This is a genomic window from Mesorhizobium sp. BHbdii, assembly GCF_053848045.1.
In genome coordinates this window covers 359972-377849 of sequence record NZ_JBSPKX010000002.1, presented here as the reverse complement: position 1 = coordinate 377849, position 17878 = coordinate 359972, and the positions used below count along the sequence as shown (strand labels likewise).

General features: G+C 64.1%; 17 protein-coding genes. 11 read left to right on the top strand and 6 right to left on the bottom strand.

From position 1 onward, the window contains the following. Window positions 1-17 precede the first annotated feature (17 nt). The 4 genes from ACWTU8_RS14560 to ACWTU8_RS14545 are packed head-to-tail and all read left to right on the top strand — an operon-like array spanning window position 18 to window position 3296. Window positions 18-899 (top strand): branched-chain amino acid ABC transporter permease, encoded by an 882-nt coding sequence (locus ACWTU8_RS14560; protein WP_455848706.1) that lies wholly within the window; start codon window positions 18-20, stop codon window positions 897-899. Continuing rightward, window positions 896-1858: a branched-chain amino acid ABC transporter permease gene (locus ACWTU8_RS14555; RefSeq protein WP_455848705.1), complete on the top strand. Its 963-nt coding sequence runs from the start codon at window positions 896-898 to the stop codon at window positions 1856-1858. The genes ACWTU8_RS14560 and ACWTU8_RS14555 overlap by 4 nt, the downstream gene beginning before the upstream one ends. After that, window positions 1855-2580, top strand: coding sequence for an ABC transporter ATP-binding protein (locus ACWTU8_RS14550; protein ID WP_455848704.1), 726 nt, complete (start codon window positions 1855-1857; stop codon window positions 2578-2580). Before ACWTU8_RS14555 ends, ACWTU8_RS14550 begins: the two co-directional genes overlap by 4 nt. After that, complete coding sequence (locus ACWTU8_RS14545; protein ID WP_455848703.1) at window positions 2577-3296, top strand: ABC transporter ATP-binding protein; 720 nt, start codon at window positions 2577-2579, stop codon at window positions 3294-3296. The genes ACWTU8_RS14550 and ACWTU8_RS14545 overlap by 4 nt, the downstream gene beginning before the upstream one ends. On the opposite strand, the gene ACWTU8_RS14540 is transcribed toward ACWTU8_RS14545, so the two are convergent. Both ACWTU8_RS14540 and pncA read right to left on the bottom strand, forming a co-directional pair. Next, window positions 3297-4727, bottom strand: a complete 1431-nt coding sequence (locus tag ACWTU8_RS14540) for a sodium:proton antiporter (protein WP_455848702.1) — start codon at window positions 4725-4727, stop codon at window positions 3297-3299. It abuts the gene before it with no gap. A 41-nt stretch (window positions 4728-4768) separates the two neighbouring features. Beyond that, entirely contained in the window at window positions 4769-5368 is a 600-nt protein-coding gene (gene pncA / locus ACWTU8_RS14535; protein ID WP_029347234.1) for a bifunctional nicotinamidase/pyrazinamidase, read from the bottom strand. 300 nt (window positions 5369-5668) lie between these two features. On the opposite strand from pncA, the gene ACWTU8_RS14530 reads away from it, so the two are divergent. From ACWTU8_RS14530 to ACWTU8_RS14505, 6 genes are all read left to right on the top strand, one after another. After that, window positions 5669-6532, top strand: coding sequence for an FAD binding domain-containing protein (locus ACWTU8_RS14530; protein ID WP_455848701.1), 864 nt, complete (start codon window positions 5669-5671; stop codon window positions 6530-6532). An 80-nt stretch (window positions 6533-6612) separates the two neighbouring features. Then, a complete protein-coding gene (locus ACWTU8_RS14525; protein WP_455848700.1) occupies window positions 6613-9540 on the top strand; it encodes a molybdopterin-dependent oxidoreductase in 2928 nt (975 codons plus the stop codon). After that, window positions 9537-11078 (top strand): 6-hydroxynicotinate reductase, encoded by a 1542-nt coding sequence (locus ACWTU8_RS14520; protein ID WP_455848699.1) that lies wholly within the window; start codon window positions 9537-9539, stop codon window positions 11076-11078. The genes ACWTU8_RS14525 and ACWTU8_RS14520 overlap by 4 nt, the downstream gene beginning before the upstream one ends. Next, window positions 11078-11959 (top strand): UPF0280 family protein, encoded by an 882-nt coding sequence (locus tag ACWTU8_RS14515; protein ID WP_455848698.1) that lies wholly within the window; start codon window positions 11078-11080, stop codon window positions 11957-11959. Before ACWTU8_RS14520 ends, ACWTU8_RS14515 begins: the two co-directional genes overlap by 1 nt. After that, on the top strand, window positions 11952-12536 hold the full coding sequence (locus ACWTU8_RS14510; protein ID WP_455848697.1) for an amino acid synthesis family protein: 585 nt from the start codon (window positions 11952-11954) through the stop codon (window positions 12534-12536). The genes ACWTU8_RS14515 and ACWTU8_RS14510 overlap by 8 nt, the downstream gene beginning before the upstream one ends. Further along, entirely contained in the window at window positions 12533-12994 is a 462-nt protein-coding gene (locus ACWTU8_RS14505) for a MarR family winged helix-turn-helix transcriptional regulator (RefSeq protein ID WP_455848696.1), read from the top strand. The genes ACWTU8_RS14510 and ACWTU8_RS14505 overlap by 4 nt, the downstream gene beginning before the upstream one ends. A gap of 91 nt (window positions 12995-13085) precedes the next feature. Here the strand turns inward: ACWTU8_RS14505 and ACWTU8_RS14500 are convergent, their stop codons facing one another. From ACWTU8_RS14500 to ACWTU8_RS14485, 4 genes are all read right to left on the bottom strand, one after another. Continuing rightward, entirely contained in the window at window positions 13086-13214 is a 129-nt protein-coding gene (locus ACWTU8_RS14500; protein WP_455848695.1) for a hypothetical protein, read from the bottom strand. 344 nt (window positions 13215-13558) lie between these two features. Beyond that, on the bottom strand, window positions 13559-14560 hold the full coding sequence (locus ACWTU8_RS14495) for an LLM class flavin-dependent oxidoreductase (protein WP_455848694.1): 1002 nt from the start codon (window positions 14558-14560) through the stop codon (window positions 13559-13561). A 155-nt stretch (window positions 14561-14715) separates the two neighbouring features. Further along, entirely contained in the window at window positions 14716-15885 is a 1170-nt protein-coding gene (locus ACWTU8_RS14490) for an AI-2E family transporter (RefSeq protein ID WP_029347250.1), read from the bottom strand. Between the two features lie 222 nt (window positions 15886-16107). Further along, window positions 16108-17169, bottom strand: coding sequence for an LLM class flavin-dependent oxidoreductase (locus ACWTU8_RS14485; RefSeq protein WP_455849061.1), 1062 nt, complete (start codon window positions 17167-17169; stop codon window positions 16108-16110). 231 nt (window positions 17170-17400) lie between these two features. Between ACWTU8_RS14485 and ACWTU8_RS14480 the strand changes: the two genes are divergently transcribed. Continuing rightward, window positions 17401-17829, top strand: a complete 429-nt coding sequence (locus ACWTU8_RS14480; protein ID WP_065011625.1) for a DUF6481 family protein — start codon at window positions 17401-17403, stop codon at window positions 17827-17829. Window positions 17830-17878 lie beyond the last annotated feature (49 nt).

The window sequence follows — 17878 nt, the reverse complement described above, 5'->3', positions numbered from 1 at the left end:
GCACCTGCCAGCGCATAATGGCCTTCGGACCCCACCTTCTCCTCGCCGCCCTCGAAGGCCTCGTCACCTCCGCCGTGCTGGCGCTGACGGCGCTTGGCCTGTCGCTGGTGTTCGGCGTCATGCGCGTCGTCAATGTCGCCCATGGCGAGTTCTTCATGCTCGGCGCGGTGCTTGCCTGGGCGATCTCCACGGCGATATCAGGCCATCCGGCGGTCGGCTTCCTGGCCGCCCTCGTGCTGGGGCCGCTCATCGTCGGTCTGATCGCGCTCGTCTCCGAACGGCTGGTGCTGCGCCGGCTGAATTACAATCCGGAGGCCACCATCGTCGCCACCATCGGCATGCTCTACATCATCCAGCAACTGGCGCTGACCTTCTACGGTCCGGAGGCACGGCCCGTGGAGCCGCCCTTCAGCTATCGCATCCTTTTGCCGTGGTTCGGCTACTCCGGCTACAAGCTGTCGATCATCGCCGCATCGGCGCTTCTGCTGGTCGCGACGTGGTTCGTGCTGACGCGTACGAAAATCGGCCTCGTCATGCGCGCCACGCAATATGACCGCGAGACGGCGCAGGCCTTCGGCATTCCGGTCGACCGCGTCTATGCCGGCGTCTTCGCGCTCGGCGCCATGCTGGCGGCGGTGGCCGCCGTGCTGATCGTGCCGATCAGCCAGGCGCACTATCTGATGGGACAGGACCCGCTGCTGCTGTCCTTCATCGTCGTCATCATCGGCGGGCTCGGCTCGCTGCGCGGCACCGTCGTCGCTGCCGTGCTCATCGGCTTGTCGGACGGCATCATCTCGGTGTTTTTCTCGCCGACTCTGGCCAAGATCATCGCCACGCTAGTGGTTGCCATGGTGCTGGTGTTCCGGCCGCAAGGCCTGTTCGGGACGGCATCGCGATGAAGGAGGCTTCACCGGTAAAAGCCTATGCGTTGCATGTGGGCGTCATCGCGCTGTTTTTCGCCCTAAGCTTCGTCCTGCCGGAATATCACCACGGGCTGCTCGCCCGCATCATGGTGCTGGCGGTTTTCGCCATCGGCTACAACATGCTGTTCGGCTATGTCGGGCTGCTCAGCCTCGGCCATGCCATGTTCTTTTCGGCTGGACTCTATGGCGCAGGCCTTGCCGTCATCCATCTCGGCTGGAGCGTGCCGGCCGCCTTCGCCGCCGGCCTTGCATGCGGCGCGCTTCTCGCGCTGGTGATCGGGGTGCTGGCGCTGCGTACTTCCGGCGTTGCCTTCATGATCGTGACCATGATGTTCGCGCAGGTATTTTATCTCATAATCCTCTATTTCGCGGCCTGGACCGGCGGCGATCAGGGCCTGGTCGTGCCGCAGTCGGCGCGTGTGCTTGTTTTGGGCGACACGTCGCTCGGCCTCACCGACCCGACCGTGCGCTACATGAGCGCGCTCGCCCTGTTCTCGATCGTGCTGCTGGTGGCGCTCGTTATCGTCCGCTCCAGGTATGGCCGTGTGCTGGTCGCCATTCGCGAAAACGAGGAGCGGACCAAGATGCTCGGCTACGACACGTTTTCCAACAAGCTCGCCGCGGTCGTAGTCTCCGGCACGATCTGCGCGGCTTCGGGCGCCGCCTACGCCCTGCTGTTCGGTTATGTCGGCTCGACCTTCGCCTCGGTGCAATATTCCATCCTACCGCTGCTCTGGGTGCTGCTCGGCGGTGCTGCGACCGCGCTCGGTCCGCTGATCGGCACGCTGTTCATGTACTATGTCGTCGACATCACCAGCGGCTACACCTCGGCCTATCTGCTGATCGTCGGCATCGCCCTCATCCTGCTGGTGCTGTTCTTCCCCAAGGGCATTCTCGGCACCGTCCGCCAGCGCTGGCTTGGATGGCTGCCATGATGCCGCTGCTGACAACCAAGGGCCTGTCCCGCAATTTCGGCGGCCTGCGCGCCGTCGACGGTGTCGAATTCGCCCTCATGCCGGGCGAGATTCGCGCCGTCATCGGCCCCAACGGCGCCGGCAAGACCACCTTCGTCAGCCTGGTCAGCGGCCGCATCCAGCCGTCCTCGGGCATGATCGTCTTCGACGGCGCCGACATCACCAGCCTGCCGGCCTACGCCAGGGTCCGCCTTGGCATTGCCTACACCTTCCAGATCACCAGCGTCTTTGCCAACCTCACCGCTTACGACAACGTCGCACTGCCAGTGCAGCGCACGCTGACCGGTGGCCGCTCGAAAGGTGCCGTGCATGCCGGCGTCATGGCGGCGTTGGAGCGCACCTGCCTTGCCGACCGCGCGCACATGCCGGCCGGGCAATTGTCCTATGGCCATCAGCGCCTGCTCGAAGTGGCGATGGGGCTCGCGCTAAAACCGCGCCTGCTGATTCTTGACGAGCCGACGCAGGGGCTCGCCGACAGCGAGATCGAAAATTTCATCGGGCTGGTGCGCGAGATCGCCAAAAGCGCGACTGTGCTTCTGATCGAACACAACATGCCGGTGGTCATGCAGCTTGCCGACCGCATCACCGTCTTCAACGCCGGCAAGATCCTGGCCGAAGGCACGCCCGAGCAGGTCCGTGCCAATGCCGACGTGCAGGACGCCTACCTGGGGACCGCCCCATGACTGAAACACGGTCTGAAGCACTGACCATCTCCGGGCTCGACTGCTTCTACGGCGAGGTCCAGGTGCTCTACGGCCTCGACCTCGTGTTGAACAAGGGCGAGGTGCTTTGCCTGTTTGGCCGCAACGGCGCCGGCAAGACGACGACGCTGAAGGCGATCATGGGCCTCGTTCCGTCACGCGCCGGCTCGATCAGGCTCGACGGCAAGGAGTTGACTGGCCTGCTGGCGCATGACGTGCCGAAGGCCGGCGTCGCCTATGTGCCGCAGGGCCGGCGGCTGTTCGCCGAGATGACGGTGGCTGAAAACATCGAGATCGGCCTGATGGTCCGCGGCAAGGGCAAGACGACGCGCGAAAACGTGCTCGACCTTTTTCCGCTGCTGCGCCAGCGGCTCAGACAGCGCTCCGGCACGCTGTCGGGCGGCGAGCAGCAGATGCTGGCTATGGCGCGGGCCCTGTGTCTCGAACCGCAGGTGCTTCTACTCGACGAGCCGACCGAAGGGCTGATGCCGTCGATGATCGCCAGGATCCGTGAGACGGTGTCGAAGCTGCGCAATCTAGGCGTCTCGACGATCCTGGTCGAGCAGCGGGTCGATGCCGTGCTATCCGTCGCCGACCGGGTCTCGTTCATTGAGAACGGTCGCAACCGCGAGACCGTCGATGTCGAGGAGCTCCGCGCCGATCCGTCGGCGGTCCGCCGCTATGTCGGCGTGGGTTGATCAGCCAAAGAACAGAAAACCCGCGATCAGGAATATCGGGATCAGCACCGCGCCCGACCATGCCATGTAGCCGAAGAAGCCCGGCATCTTGACGCCGCGATGTCTGGCAATCGCGTAGACCATGAAGTTCGGCGCATTGCCGATATAGGTGTTGGCGCCCATGAACACCGCGCCGGCCGAGATCGCCGCCAGCGTGGAGGCGAAGGTGGTCATCAGATGCTGCGGATCGCCGCCGGCGAGCTCGAAGAACACCAGATAGGTCGGCGCATTGTCGAGGAAGGATGACAGCGCTCCGGTCATCCAGAAATAAGCGAGGTCGTTTGGCTCGCCCGTCGGCGAGCTGACAAGCGAGACCAGCGGTGCCAGCGCGCCGTCGGGGCCGGCCCTGAGAATGGCGATAACCGGCACGATGCAGATGAAGATGCCGGCAAATAGTTTAGCCACTTCGGCGATCGGCTCCCAGTGGAAGTTGTTCGCCTGCCTGTGGCTCTTGGGCGAGACGCCGAGCGAAAGGAAGGCAAGCGCCAGGATGACGGCGTCGCGCACGAGGTTCTGCAATTCAAGGCTCACGCCGTGGACGGAGAAAGCCACGCCCGGCTTCCAGGTCGCGGAAAGCAGGATCGCGCCGATGACCCCGGCCAGCAGCGGGACGTTGGGCAGGCCGCGGATGCGCACCTTCGTGTCCGGTGTCGGATCCTTGATCTTCGGCGCGCCGGCCTCGCGGCGATGCAGGATGATGTCCATGGCCAGGAAGACGGCCAGCACCAGGCCGCCGACGAACAGTGTCTCCTGATAGAGGTTGGTGGTGGTCCAGAAGAAATCGACGCCGCGCAGAAAGCCGACGAACAGCGGCGGGTCCCCGAGCGGCGTCAGCGACCCGCCGATGTTGGACACCAGGAAAATGAAGAAGATGACGACATGGGCATTGAACGCCCGGTTGTCATTGGCGCGCAGGATCGGCCGGATCAGGATCATCGAGGCGCCGGTCGTGCCAATGACTGAGGCGAGCATCGCCCCGATCAGCAGCAATCCGACATTCACCAGCGGCGTGCCATGGATGTTGCCGGCGACGAGGATGCCGCCTGAAATGGTGAACAGCGCAAACAGAAGAATGATGAACGACATGTATTCGGTCAGCAGTGCGTGCAATACCGCCTCTGTGGCCGAAGGCATGCCGAACGCCACCGCCAGCGGCACGACCGCGAGCGCCGCCCAGAAAAAGGTGATCTTGCCGTAGTAATGCTCCCAGACATGGTGGAAGAGCAATGGTCCGGTGGCGATCGACAGAAGCAGGCCGGCAAAGGGCAGCGCCCACCACAGCGACATTGTTTGGCCCGGCAACTCGTGGGCCTCGGCTGCGAGCGCTATTCCCGGAAACAGGGTTGCGACTGCCACCACTGCGCCCGCCGTCAAAGCCGCCGCAAACCGCATAAAGCCCCCTCTGGAATTGTGTCGGATGCGATTGGTGATGTTCAAGCCAGCGTCACGCCGGCATCGCGCATCCGATTCAGCATCGTCTCGACGGACCCGTTGAGATTGATGCCGCGGCAGGCGTCGAGCCGCACTGTTGTGTGGAAGCCCTGCTTGACCGCATCGAGCGCCGAAAAGGCGACACAGAAATCGGTCGCGAGACCAACCAGGGTCAGCGTGTCGATGCCGCGCTCCCTGAGATGGCCGGCAAGACCGGTCGGCGTCGTATGGTCGTTCTCGAAGAAGGCCGAATAGCTGTCGATCGCCGGCCGGAAGCCCTTTCGGATGACCAGTTCGGCCTTGGTCCAGGCGAGGCCGGAGTGAAAGTCCGAGCCTAGGCTGCCCTGGATGCAGTGGTCCGGCCACAGCGTCTGCTGGCCGTAAGGCATCTCGATCGTCTCGAACGGCTTCTTGCCGGGATGACTGGAGGCAAAGCTCGAATGGCCGGCGGGATGCCAGTCCTGCGTCAGCACGACATGTTCGGTCCGCCGGATCAGGTCGTTGACCAGCGGCACGATCTCGTCGCCGCCGGCCACCGCCAGCGCGCCGCCCGGGCAGAAATCGTTCTGCAGGTCGATGATGACAAGCGCTTCGTCGGCCATAGAGCCTCCCTCTTGTTTGTCCGGAGGCATGACCCGAACCGGAAGTCTGCCGAAACGTGGATCGGTGTTCGAAGCCAGGTCCCACCGAAAAATGCCGCTGACGCGACCGGATGGAGAAACTCGACCAGATGGCCGGCTGCGTCAACCTCCAACGGTATAACAAATGCGTGCCGCCGCGCCGAGGCGGAGCGGCCCCAAACTCTGGCTTTGACAAATCTTGCCGGCTTGATATCATTTGCATACGAATGAATTTGACCGGCCTGAGTGCCGGAAGGATCCCTATTTCTGGGAAGGCAAAGCGTGATCCGTTACGCGAAACCCACCACCGTCGACGAGGCTCTCGCTTTGCTTGGCGAGGCTTCGTGGCGCATCCTTGCCGGCGGCACCGATTTCTACCCGGCACAAGGGGCTAAGCCTTTCCGCGAGAATGTCCTCGACATCAACGGTCTGAAGGCGCTGCGTGGTATCGCCGAAACCGAGGGCCATTGGGTCATCGGTGCGCGCACGACGTGGACTGATCTCGTCCGTCATCCGCTGCCGGCGGCTTTCGATGCGCTGAAGCAGGCGGCGCGTGAAGTCGGGTCCGTGCAGATCCAGAACGTCGCCTCCATCGCCGGCAATCTCTGCAATGCCTCCCCGGCCGCCGATGGCGTGCCGGCTCTGCTCATTCTCGACGCCGAGGTCGAACTGCGCTCGACGGCGATGGTCCGCCATCTGCCGCTGCAAAAGTTCATCCTGGGAAACCGCCGCACGGAACTGCAGCCGGGCGAAATGGTCACCGCCATCCGCGTGCCGAAGAACGCGGCCACCGGGGCGTCGGCTTTCGTAAAACTCGGCGCGCGTCGCTATCTCGTCATTTCCATAGCCATGGCGGCCGCCCGCCTGACCGTTGAGGGCGGCATCGTCGGCAATGCTGCCGTCGCCGTCGGCTCCTGCTCCATTGTCGCCAAGCGTCTCTTGGGCGTCGAAGCAGCCTTGCGGGGGCTCCCGGTCGACCACGCTCTCGCCACCGCGATCCAGTCCGCACCGATGGACGAGCTGTCGCCGATCGGCGATGTCCGCGGCAGCGCCGAATACCGGCTGGACGCCGCGCGTGAGATCGTCGTCCGCGCCGTACTAGATGCCGCGGGCCATATGCCTACGGCAAGGGTGGCGGCGGCATGAACCAAGCTCAACCTGACATGACCGAAGCTCAGCCTGGCATCAGCGGAGCTCAGCCTGGCATGAGCGGAGCTCAGCCTGGCATGAGCGAGGCTCAGCCTGGCATGAGCATGGAACGCGCCGACATCGCTTTCAAAGTCAACGGCGCCGCCGTTTCTGTCTGCGTGCCGCCGGTTCGCCGTCTCTCTTCGGTGCTGCGCGACGAATTGCACCTGACCGGCACCAAGGTCGGCTGCGACGCCGGCGACTGCGGCGCTTGCACGGTGCTTGTCGATGGCGAACCGGTCTGCGCCTGCCTCATGTCAGCGGCTTCTGCCGCTGGCACCGTGGTGACGACCGTCGAGGGTCTCGCCAACGGCAGATTATCGGCGCTGCAGGCCTCGTTCCTCGATCATGGCGCAGCGCAGTGTGGCATCTGCACACCCGGCCTGCTGGTCGCGGCGACCGCACTTCTCGACAGCAAGCCCAACCCAACCGAGGCTGAAACACAGGATGCACTGGGCGGCGTCCTCTGCCGCTGCACTGGCTACCGCAAGATCATCGCTGCGGTGATGAATGCTGGACGGTTCGCGAGCGAACTCTCGACCCACGGCGCTGCCCCCAATCCGCCTGCCGGCACCTTCTCCCCGTATAGTGACGAGGAGAAGGGACAAGCTCCAGCGCCGGCGTCCCCCTCTCCCCGTCTTTCACGGGGTGAGGGGCAGCACCAACTTAAGCGGCTGGATCTCGACCTTGACCGCAGAATGCCAATCTCAGGCCACGCCGTCGGTTCGTCGCCGATCAGGCTCGACGGCCTGCCGAAAGTCACCGGCGGTGAAAAATTCGGCGGCGATTCCTTTCCGGCCGATGCGCTGGCGGTGCTGGTGGTCCGCTCGCCGCATTATCATGCCCGCTTCGCTTTCGGCGATCTCGACGCCTGGATAAAAGCTCATCCCGGCATCGTCGGCGTCTACACCGCTGCCGACATTCCTGGAAAGAACAGCTTCGGCGTCATTGCGCCTTTTGCCGATCAGCCGGCGCTGGCCGAAGGATTTTCGCGCTTTCGCGGCGAGGCGGTGGCGCTGGTTGCCGGTGAGCGCGAGGCCATGCTCGATCTCGACCTTTCGGATTTCCCTGTTCGTTGGACTGAGTTGCCGCACGTTCTGCAGCCCTGCGAGGCGCAAGCCGGCGGCGCACAACTGATCCACGAAAATAGGCCGGCAAACCTGCTCACATCAGGCTTTGTCGAGCGCGGTGACCCCGAAGCTGCGCTTGCCGGCGCGGCTTTCACGGTTTCCGGCGCCATCGACACGTCCTACGTCGAGCACGCCTATATCGAGCCGGAAGCCGGCTATGCCTATATAGACGGCGACATGCTGGTCGTCGTCGCCTGCACGCAGGCGCCGTACATGGACCGCGACGACGTGGCAAAGGTGCTTGGCCTTGCCGTCGACAAGGTGCGCATCGTGCCAACCGCCACCGGCGGCGGCTTCGGCTCGAAACTCGATGTCTCGTTGCAGCCTCTCATCGGCCTAGTCGCCATGAAGACCGGCCGGCCGGCCGCACTCGCCTACACACGCAATGAATCGATGATCTCGACCACGAAGCGCCATCCCGCTGAGATGAAGGCGACGATCGGCGCCGATGCCGATGGCCGCATCATCGGCATGGTCTTTGCAGGCGATTTCAACACCGGCGCCTATGCGAGCTGGGGTCCGACCGTCGCCAACCGCGTACCGGTGCACGCCTCCGGTCCCTATGCGACGCCGAACTATCGCGCCGAAGGCCGCGCCATCCACACAAACGGCCCGATCTCCGGCGCATTCCGCGGCTTCGGCGTGCCGCAGGCGACGATCATCCAGGAGACGCTCTATGACGAGCTGGCCGAAAAGCTTGGGTTGGATCGGCTCGATTTTCGTTTGAAAAACTGCCTTCGGAACGGGTCCGAAACGGTTACGGGCCAGAGGCTGGAATCGGGCGTCGGCATCGCCGAGTGCCTTGAAGCGCTGCGGCCGCATTGGATGCGCGCCCTTGTCGATGCCGAGTTGTTCAACGCCGGCAGCAGCACAAAAAAACGCGGCGTCGGTGTCGCCTCTTGCTGGTATGGCTGCGGCAACACCTCGCTGCCCAATCCGTCGACCATCAGGGTCGGCATCTCCGCCTCCGGCGATGTCGTCCTGCATCAGGGTGCGGTTGACATCGGGCAAGGCTCGAACACGGTCATTGCCCAGATCTGCGCCGACGCGCTCGGCCTGCCGCTGGAAAAATTCCGGCTGAAAAGCGCCGACACAGCGATCACGCCGGACGCCGGCAAGACGTCCGCTTCGCGCCAGACCTTCGTGACCGGCAAGGCCGCCGAAAAGGCCGGCCGCGCCTTGCGCGAGACCATGCTGCGCTTTGCCAACGTGTCGGAGAAGGCGGTGATCGCTCTGGACGGCGCAAGCCTGGTCATCCGTGAAGGCGAAGCGACCCGGCATATCGATTTGTCAACGTTGAAGGCCGATGCCGATGGCTTCGTTTTCCGCGCCGAGGAAAGCTACGACCCGCCGACATTGCCGCTCGACGCCAAGGGCCAGGGCAAGCCTTACGCGGTCTACGGCTACGGCGCACAGATCGCCGAACTGGAAGTCGACCTCAAGCTCGGTACGGTGAAGCTGATCAAGATCACCGCCGCGCATGATGTCGGCAAGGCGATCAATCCGCTGCTCGCCGAAGGCCAGATCGAGGGCGGCATCGCGCAAGGCATCGGCATGGCGCTGATGGAGGAATACATCCCCGGCCGCACCGAGAATCTGCACGACTATCTCATCCCGACCATCGGCGACGTACCGCCGATCGAGACCATCCTGATCGAAATTCCGGATCCGGAAGGACCCTTTGGCGCCAAGGGTCTGGGCGAACACGTCCTGATCCCGACGGCGCCCGCGATACTCAATGCCATCCGTCATGCCACCGGTGTCCTGGTCACCAAAATTCCGGCGACGCCGAGCCGCATCCGCGCGGCGATACGGGACAAGGAGGCACCCCGATGAGCGAGCTGGCCGAACGCTTCGAAACGCATGATCCCGGCGAGAAGCAGGTGGCGGAGAAGATCCGCTGCGATGCCTGCCCGGTGATGTGCTACATATCAGACGGCCGTACCGGCGCCTGTGATCGCTACGGCAATGTCGACGGCAGGATCGTGCGGATGGATCCGCTGACCATCCTCGATCACGCGACCGAGACCGGTGGCGCGGTCGTACCGTTTATCGCCGAGGGCGAAGAATGGGACGGCGAACTGGTCAACACGGGCCGCCGCTTCGTCACCGCGATCGGCGCCGGCACCACCTACCCCGACTACAAGCCGGCCCCTTTCATCGTCAGCCAGCAGGTCGAAGGCGTCGATCTCGTCACCGTAGTCACCGAGGGCATCTTCTCCTACTGCGGCGTCAAGGTGAAGATCGATACCGACCGTCATATCGGCCCCGAAACGGCAACGGTGCGCGCCGGAGGCGAAGCGATCGGCCATGTCACGACAGGCGAATACGGTTCGCAGATGCTGTCGCTCGGCGGCGTGCATCATCTGACCGGCGGCTCGAAAGCCGAAGGCCGCGCCACCTGCGATGCGCTGCTTAATCTATGCAACCGCAAGCCGGTCGAACTTGCTATCGATGGCGGTGCCACGGTGATCGTCGAAGCCGGCAAGCCGCCGGTCATCGACGGCAAGCTCGAACACCGCATGCGCGTCGGCTGCGGCTCGGCCACGATCGGCATGTTCGCCACCCAGTGGCGCGGCCTGGTCGACGAGGTGGTGGTGGTCGACGACCACATCACCGGCGTCGTCTCCGAGCATCAGGCAGGCAAGGTGCTCGGCTGGCAGGAGACGGGGATAAAAATCATCGGCCGCCGTTCGACCCCGGGCCGCTATTTCAAGGTCTCCGAGCCCGGCCTCGGCTGGGGCGGCACCAGCATTTCCGACCCGCTGTCGATCCTAGGCGAATGGAATGGTAAGAAGGGCGCGCGACCGGGCCTGTCGCTGCTGATGGTCTCGACCACCGGCGAGCAGTTCGCCTATTACGAGCTCGACGACGAGTTGAAGCCGGTGCAGAAACCTTTCCCGGAGCGGCTGCAGAAGTCTGTCGGCCTGATCGAGGACAATTGCGAGCCGGCGCTGTGCACCGTGCTTTTCGTCGGCGGAGCTGGCGGCTCGCTGCGCGCCGGCGTCACTGAGAACCCGGTCAATCTGACCCGCTCCGTGCAGGGCCTGACGACTTATGTGACCGTTGGCGGCGCGCCGGTCTATGTCTGGCCGGGCGGCGGCATCACGCTGATGGTCGATGTCACCCGCGTGCCGGAAGGCGCCTTCGGCTATGTGCCGACGCCGGCGCTGGTGGCGCCGATCGAGTTCACCCTGCGCCGCGACGATTATATCAGGCTCGGCGGCTACGAAGCCGAGATCCGCAGCGTTGACGACATTCTGGCCAAAGGCGGCGAGTATCTCAACCCGCGCCGCGGCACGGCTGCGCCGGCCAGCAATCCGTGGCCGCCGCTGGCGCAGTTGCGCCGCGCAGCGGGCAACGGGGTCAAGTGATGAACGGCCCGCAGGCGCATTGGCTTGAGGACGGCAGGCGGCTGCATCTCAATCATGGCCCGATCGACCTGATCATTGAGGCATTTGGCGATGCGAGCGAATGCCGCGCCGCCTATGGCCAGGCGCTGGCGCGGTTTCAAACAATCCTGTCGGAACTCGTCGAAGAGCTGCCAGAACTGCGCCGCCCAGCCTCCTTGCGGCCACGTGCTTTCGCTGGCCCGACGGCGCGGCGCATGGAAGCGGCGGTCAATCCGCTGGCGGAACAATTCATCACACCCATGGCCGCCGTCGCCGGTTCGGTAGCCGACGAAATGCTTGGCGCGCTGCTGGTCGGGCGCCGGCTCGATCGCGCCTACGTCAACAATGGCGGCGACAGCGCGATCCATCTCGGCAACGGCCGGTCCATGACCGTCGCCATTGCCGGGACGGGCCATGGACTGGCAGACCGGATCACGATCCGTGCCGAAGACGGGATCCGCGGCATCGCGACAAGCGGCTGGCGCGGCCGTTCCTTTTCGCTCGGCATCGCCGACGCTGTTACCGTACTGGCGCGGACCGGTGCTGAAGCCGATGCCGCCGCGACCCTGATCGCCAACGCCGTCGACCTGCCCGGTCATCGCGCCATCGAGCGCATGCCGGCGCGCGATCTGGCGCCTGACAGCGACCTTGGCGATCGATTGGTCACCCAAGCCGTCGGCGCGCTTTCATCGGGCGAAATAGCCGCCGCGCTCGACAGTGGGATTGCTGTCGCCGAAGATTTTCGGCGACATGGCCTGATTGCCGCTTCAGCCTTGTTCCTTGCCGGTCAGGCACGGATCGCCGGTCCCATGGCGCTCGCTGCGCCCAACGAGAAATCAAGGAAGGAAATTGCCCATGTCTGAGTTTGCGATCCGCAAGATTGCGGTGCTGACGGAGGAGATATTTCATGAGGGCGGGCCGGTGGCGAAGGTACCGCGCCGCCGCGCCGCCGCCATGGCGGTGGTGAAGAACCCATTCGCCGGCCGTTACGTGGAAGACCTCCAGAGCGCCATGGACGATCTGAAGCCGCTCGGGTTGCTGCTCTCCGACAAGCTCATCGCCGCATTGGGTGGCGACGTGAAACAGATCGATGGCTACGGCAAGGGCGCCATCGTCGGTATCGCCGGCGAACTGGAGCATGGCGCACTGTGGCATGTGCCTGGCGGCTATGCCATGCGCGAGCGGCTCGGCGACGCCAAGGCGATCGTGCCATCGGCAAAGAAGGTCGGCGCCTTCGGCTCGCGGCTCGACGTGCCGCTCGGCCATATCAACGCCGCCTATGTGCGCAGTCATTTCGATGCCATGGAGATCGGCATCAGCGACGGGCCTCGTCCCGACGAGATCCTGTTCTGCCTCGCCATGACCTGCGGTCCGCGCGTGCACGACCGCATGGGCGGCCTCGCGGCAAAAGACATCAAGGCTTGGGACGGACTGCGGTGAGCGCCGAGGACGTCAAGCTCAAGCTGGTCGAGGCCGAGGAGCCAGACGAAAACGATTACCGCTTGCAGGAGCAGGTCGGGTTCATCCTGCGCAAGGCGCACCAGCGACATGTCTCGATCTTCGCCGCGCACATTGCCGACCTGACACCGCCGCAGTTCGCCGCCCTGGCCAAATTGCACGATGTCGGCGAGACCTCGCAGAACCAGCTTGGCAGCCTGATCGCCATGGATGCGGCGACGGTGAAAGGCGTCATCGACCGGCTCAAGGCGCGGGGCCTGGTCGAGCTTTCCAAGCATGAGGTCGACAAAAGGCGCCTGCTGGTCAGTCTGACTGCCGAGGGCCGCAATGCCGTCGAGCGGCTGATCCCGATCGCCCGCGAGATCACCGAGGAAACGCTGGCGCCGCTTTCCGCCAAGGAGGCCGCCATTTTCATGAAGCTTTTGGCCAAGCTGGCGTGAACACGGCCTTGGTCAGCGCTGCCCCTCACCTGCCTGCCGGCATCCTCTCCCCGTAGAACGGGGAGAGGTACTCGTCATCGACGACTTCGTCTCAAACCCCATTCTCCTTCAGGAACGGGGCGGCATTTTCCTTGGTGATCTTCTGCATCGGAAGCGTGATGGACTTTTCTCGCCGTTCAGGAACTTGATCGCGCCGCAGCCCTTCGGCACCCGGCGTCATGTAGGCGAACGTCACCGTTGGCAAGAGCTGAACGCCTTCGATCAGGGGCTGTCGACGCCGAAAAACTTGATGTCTTGCTCGCGACCGGCGTCCTTGGCGGCAAGGTAAGCTCCGTAGCTTGTGACCGTCGACGAGGACTCCTCGTTGGCGCTCCGGCCATCTCCCCACTTTGGGGGTGTTTGGACCGGGCGATCGGCAGCGTCAGCACCGCGCCCACTCACTCCCGCGACGTTGGCGACTGGCGAAAGCCGTGATGACGGCAAATTCCCAACCGGGGAGGTGTCCGGCAGGCCAGAGGGGGGCGCGAGGCATCGCTACACAACGGCTTTCCAGCCGCGCCGCTGTCAGGCCGCTTCCGACAGCGATTTGTGGGCGTCGCTCAGGATCTCGAAGGATCGCACCCGCGCTGCGTGGTCGAAAATCTGCGCGGTGACCATCAGCTCATCGGCACCGGTGCGACGGATAAACGCTTCTATGCCTTGCCTGACCGTTTCCGGGGCGCCGACGACGGCGCAGGACAGCGCCTGGCCAAGCATGGTTTTGGCCATCGGATCGAGGTCGCGCTCATATCCCTCGACCGGCGGCGGCAATCGGCCGGGCCGGCCTGTGCGCAGATTGACGAAGGCCTGCTGCAGCGAGGTGAACAGCAGCCGCGCCTCAGCGTCGGAGGGCGCCGCGAACACGTTGAGGCCGAGCATGACATAGGGCTTGTCGAGCTGTTTCGATGGCTGGAAGCGCGAGCGGTAGATCTCCAGTGCGTGGTCGAGTTCGGCCGGTGCGAAATGCGAGGCGAAGGCGTAGGGCAGGCCGAGCATGGCTGCGAGCTGTGCGCCATAGAGGCTTGAGCCCAGGATCCAGATCGGCACCTGCTCGCCCTCGCCGGGTACGGCGCGGATACGCTGACCGTCTTCGGCCGCCTGGAAATAGCCCATCAGCTCGACGACATCCTGCGGGAAACTGTCGGCGCCGGCCTCGAGATTGCGGCGCAGCGCGCGCGCCGTACCCATGTCGGTGCCCGGCGCCCGGCCGAGGCCGAGGTCGATGCGGCCGGGATGCAATGCGTTAAGCGTGCCGAACTGCTCGGCGATGACCAGCGGCGAATGGTTGGGCAGCATGATGCCGCCGGCGCCGACGCGTATCGTCCTGGTACCGCCTGCGACGTGGGCGATGACGACGGAGGTGGCGGCGCTGGCGATGCCAGGCATGTTGTGATGCTCGGCCAGCCAATAGCGCCTGTATCCCAGCCGCTCGGCATGGCGGGCGAGATCGAGTGAATTGGCGAGCGATTGCGAAGCGTTGCTGCCTTCGACGATCGGCGACAGGTCGAGAACGGAAAGAGCGGTCATGGGCGGGGATCCTATGGACGGGAGGGATGTAGGAAGCGACCGCCAAGGCAGCAAATTCAAAAAATTGAACAGACGCCGCGCGTCCAGCAGCCGCAAAGGACGCTCTGGCATTTGAGTCCGAGGGATTCCCTCCGGAACTTATCTCGGTTCCCGGGTCATACGCCCGCCGCCTTCTCGGTCTCTGAAATCTGTTCGTCCTCAACCGCCGTATGCTGCGCCGCCAGGAAATTGCCGACATGGCTGAGGCCGTCGAAATGATCGCAGAACACCTTGATGACGACCAGCAGCGGCACCGCCATCAGCGCGCCGACGAAGCCCCACAACCAGGACCAGAAGGCAATGGCGATGAGGATCGCCACGGCGTTGATCTCGAGGCGGCGGCCAACCACAGTCGGCGTCACAAACTGGCCTTCGATGACGTCGCACAAAATGACGAATGCTGGCGCCAGCAGCGCATAGGAGATCGTCTCGAAGCTGATCAGCGAGATGACGGTAACCAGCGTGATCGTAATCAGCGCACCGATATAGGGCAGGAAATTAAGCAGAGCCGCTGCCGCGCCCCAGACCTGAGCGTTGGGCACGCCGAGGGCCCACAGGCCGAGCCCGATGACCGTACCGAGGCCCGCGTTGATGACCGTGACGGTGAGCAGATAGTGCGAGATTTCACGTTCAACGTCGTAGACGACGCGCAGCGCCCGCTTCTTTTCGCTGAGACTGGGGAAGGACTGGACAATCTTCTCATAGAACATCGTGCCGGAGGCGAGCAGGAACAGCGACAGGACGAAGACAATGGTGACGCTGGTGCCGGCCGACAGCACATTGCCGGCGGCTTGCGAGAGAATGCCCGATGGCGCCATGGCCACCCTCTGAACGCCGGGCTCCTGGGAGGTCTGCGTTAGTCCCTCTATCTGACGCGAAATCTCCACGATCCTTTCGAACGGACGGCGCAGTTGCGCCAGACGTTCCGCAAGCTGCTGGCCGATCGACGAGGTGTTGTTGATGAGGTCGATGACCGGGCCGCTGAGCAAATACCCTGCGACAGCGATGACGCAGAACGACAGCAGCACCAGCAATGTCGCCGACATGGCATCGGGCAAGCCGTGCTTGCGCAGGAAGCGGACGATCGGCGTCAGCGTCAGTGCCAGCAGGAAAGCCAGAATGACCGGCATGAAGAAGGCACGGGCGAAGTAGAGCGCGAAGATCGCCATAAGGATGAAGATGCCAACGAGCAGCGAACGAATCAGATGGGTATCCGCGCGCGCCTCGGCGCGCGAATCCGGGCTATCGGCAGCGCCTGCGCCCGAAGCGGCGGGTTCGGCTTTCATTCTGGCCCTCGGCGGCACACCGCGATTGGCGTAGACCGTGGGCGGAAACGCCTTTGCGGCTTCAAAGTTCCGTTAGAGCGACGTGCGTCCACTTGGACGCACAAAGTGCGCTCTGACACTTTGAATCTACGCATCGTGCTTTCCGAAAATCGATTCCGATTTTCGGGCCGACGCGTTAGCCGGCGTTGATGATGACCTTAGCCCTACGATCTTGCCGACGAATCAGGCGGCCGGCGCTGCCACGGCAGGGATGGCCTTCGCCGTTTCCTTGCGCACGATCGGCGCGACCATGGTGCCGTAGAGTTCGATCGCCTTCATGACCTTGGCATGCGCCATGGTGCCGATCGCCATTTGCAGCAGGAAGCGATCGTTGCCGAACATCCTGTGCTGGGCAACGATTTTTTCGGCCACCTGTTCTGGATTGCCGACGAACAGCGCGCCGTTCGGGCCGCGCGACTGGTCGAAATGTGCCCTCGACGTCGGACCCCAGCCGCGCTCGCGGCCAATGCGGTTCATCACCTCGGCCTGCGGCCCATAAAAATCGTCAGCCGCTTGGTCGGTGGTCTCGGCGATGAAGCCGTGGACGTTGAGGCTGGTAGCGAGATCAGCCGGATCGTTGCCCGCCCGTTTGGCCGCTTCCCTGTAAATGTCGAACAGCGGCGCGAACCGCGCCGGCGCGCCGCCGATGATGGCCAGCGCCAGCGGCAGGCCGAGCGCACCGGCCCGCGCGGCGGATTGCGGCGTGCCGCCGATCGCGATCCAGATCGGCAATCTCTCTTGGAACGGGCGGGGGTAGACGCCGCGATCGTTGATCGAAGCGCGCAGCCTGCCCGACCAGGTCACCTTGACGCTGTCGCGTATGGCAAGCAGCAGGTCGAGCTTTTCGGCAAAGAGCTCGTCATAGTCTTCGAGATTGTAGCCGAACAGCGGAAAGGATTCGATGAACGAGCCTCGCCCAGCCATGATCTCGGCCCGACCGCTGGATAGAAGGTCGAGCGTCGCAAACTGCTGGAAGACGCGAACCGGATCGTCGGAGGATAGCACGGTGACCGCGCTGGTCAGCTTTATGCGCCGGGTGCGTTCGGCCGCCGCGGCCAGGGCTACGACCGGCGCTGAAGCCGCATAATCGGGACGGTGATGCTCGCCCAGCCCAAACACGTCGAGGCCGACCTGGTCGGCCAGCTCGATCTCCTCGATCAGGTTTCGCAGCCGCTCATGCGGACCGATGGCACCAGGGCCCGGTTCCGGGCCGACGTCGGCGAAGGTATAGAGACCGAGTTCCATCATGTGTCATCCTGGTGTTTTGTTTTTCGCGCTACAGGTAGCGACCAGTCCGCCGCGCCACCAGAGGGGCGGATGGTGAACAGTGCATGTCCGTTTCAGCCGAATTCAGCCGAAAAGGCGTCTCCCGACTGCAACAGCTCAGAATTTCATGGCTGGCATACCGTTTTGGCGCTTGAACTCTGGGTTTTCACGCGTATGTAAGCCTCGCAAATTGACTCCAGGGAAGTGGACTTGGCTATCTATAGGGAAAAGGACGTTTTCGAGCGGCGCAATGCCGCAAACGAGGCAAAGAAGGCGCTTCTCGAGCGCTTCAAGGCAAGGCCGGCAGCAGACGATCCGGCGGTGCTGGCACGACAGGCCGAACGCAAGGCAATCCTCGAAGCTCGTGCGATACGCGAGGCCGAAAAGGCTAGGCTGAAGCAGGAAAAGCTGGCGCGCGAAGCGGCCGAAAAGGCCGAGCGCGAAGCTGCTGCCGAAGCAGCGCGTATTGCTGCGGAAGAAGCGGCGCAGGCGGAAGCGAAGATCCGGGAAGCCGAAGAGAACGAGCGCATCGCTCGTTTGCTTGCCGACGAGGCCGAGCGCAAGGCCAAGCGCGACGCGCGCTATGCGGCGCGCAAGCAGCGCACCGGCAGGACGCCTCCGGGCTTTTCTGCTCGCTAGCGCTCCTACAGCGCGATAGCACCAATCAAATTCAGGGCCGCCTTGCAGC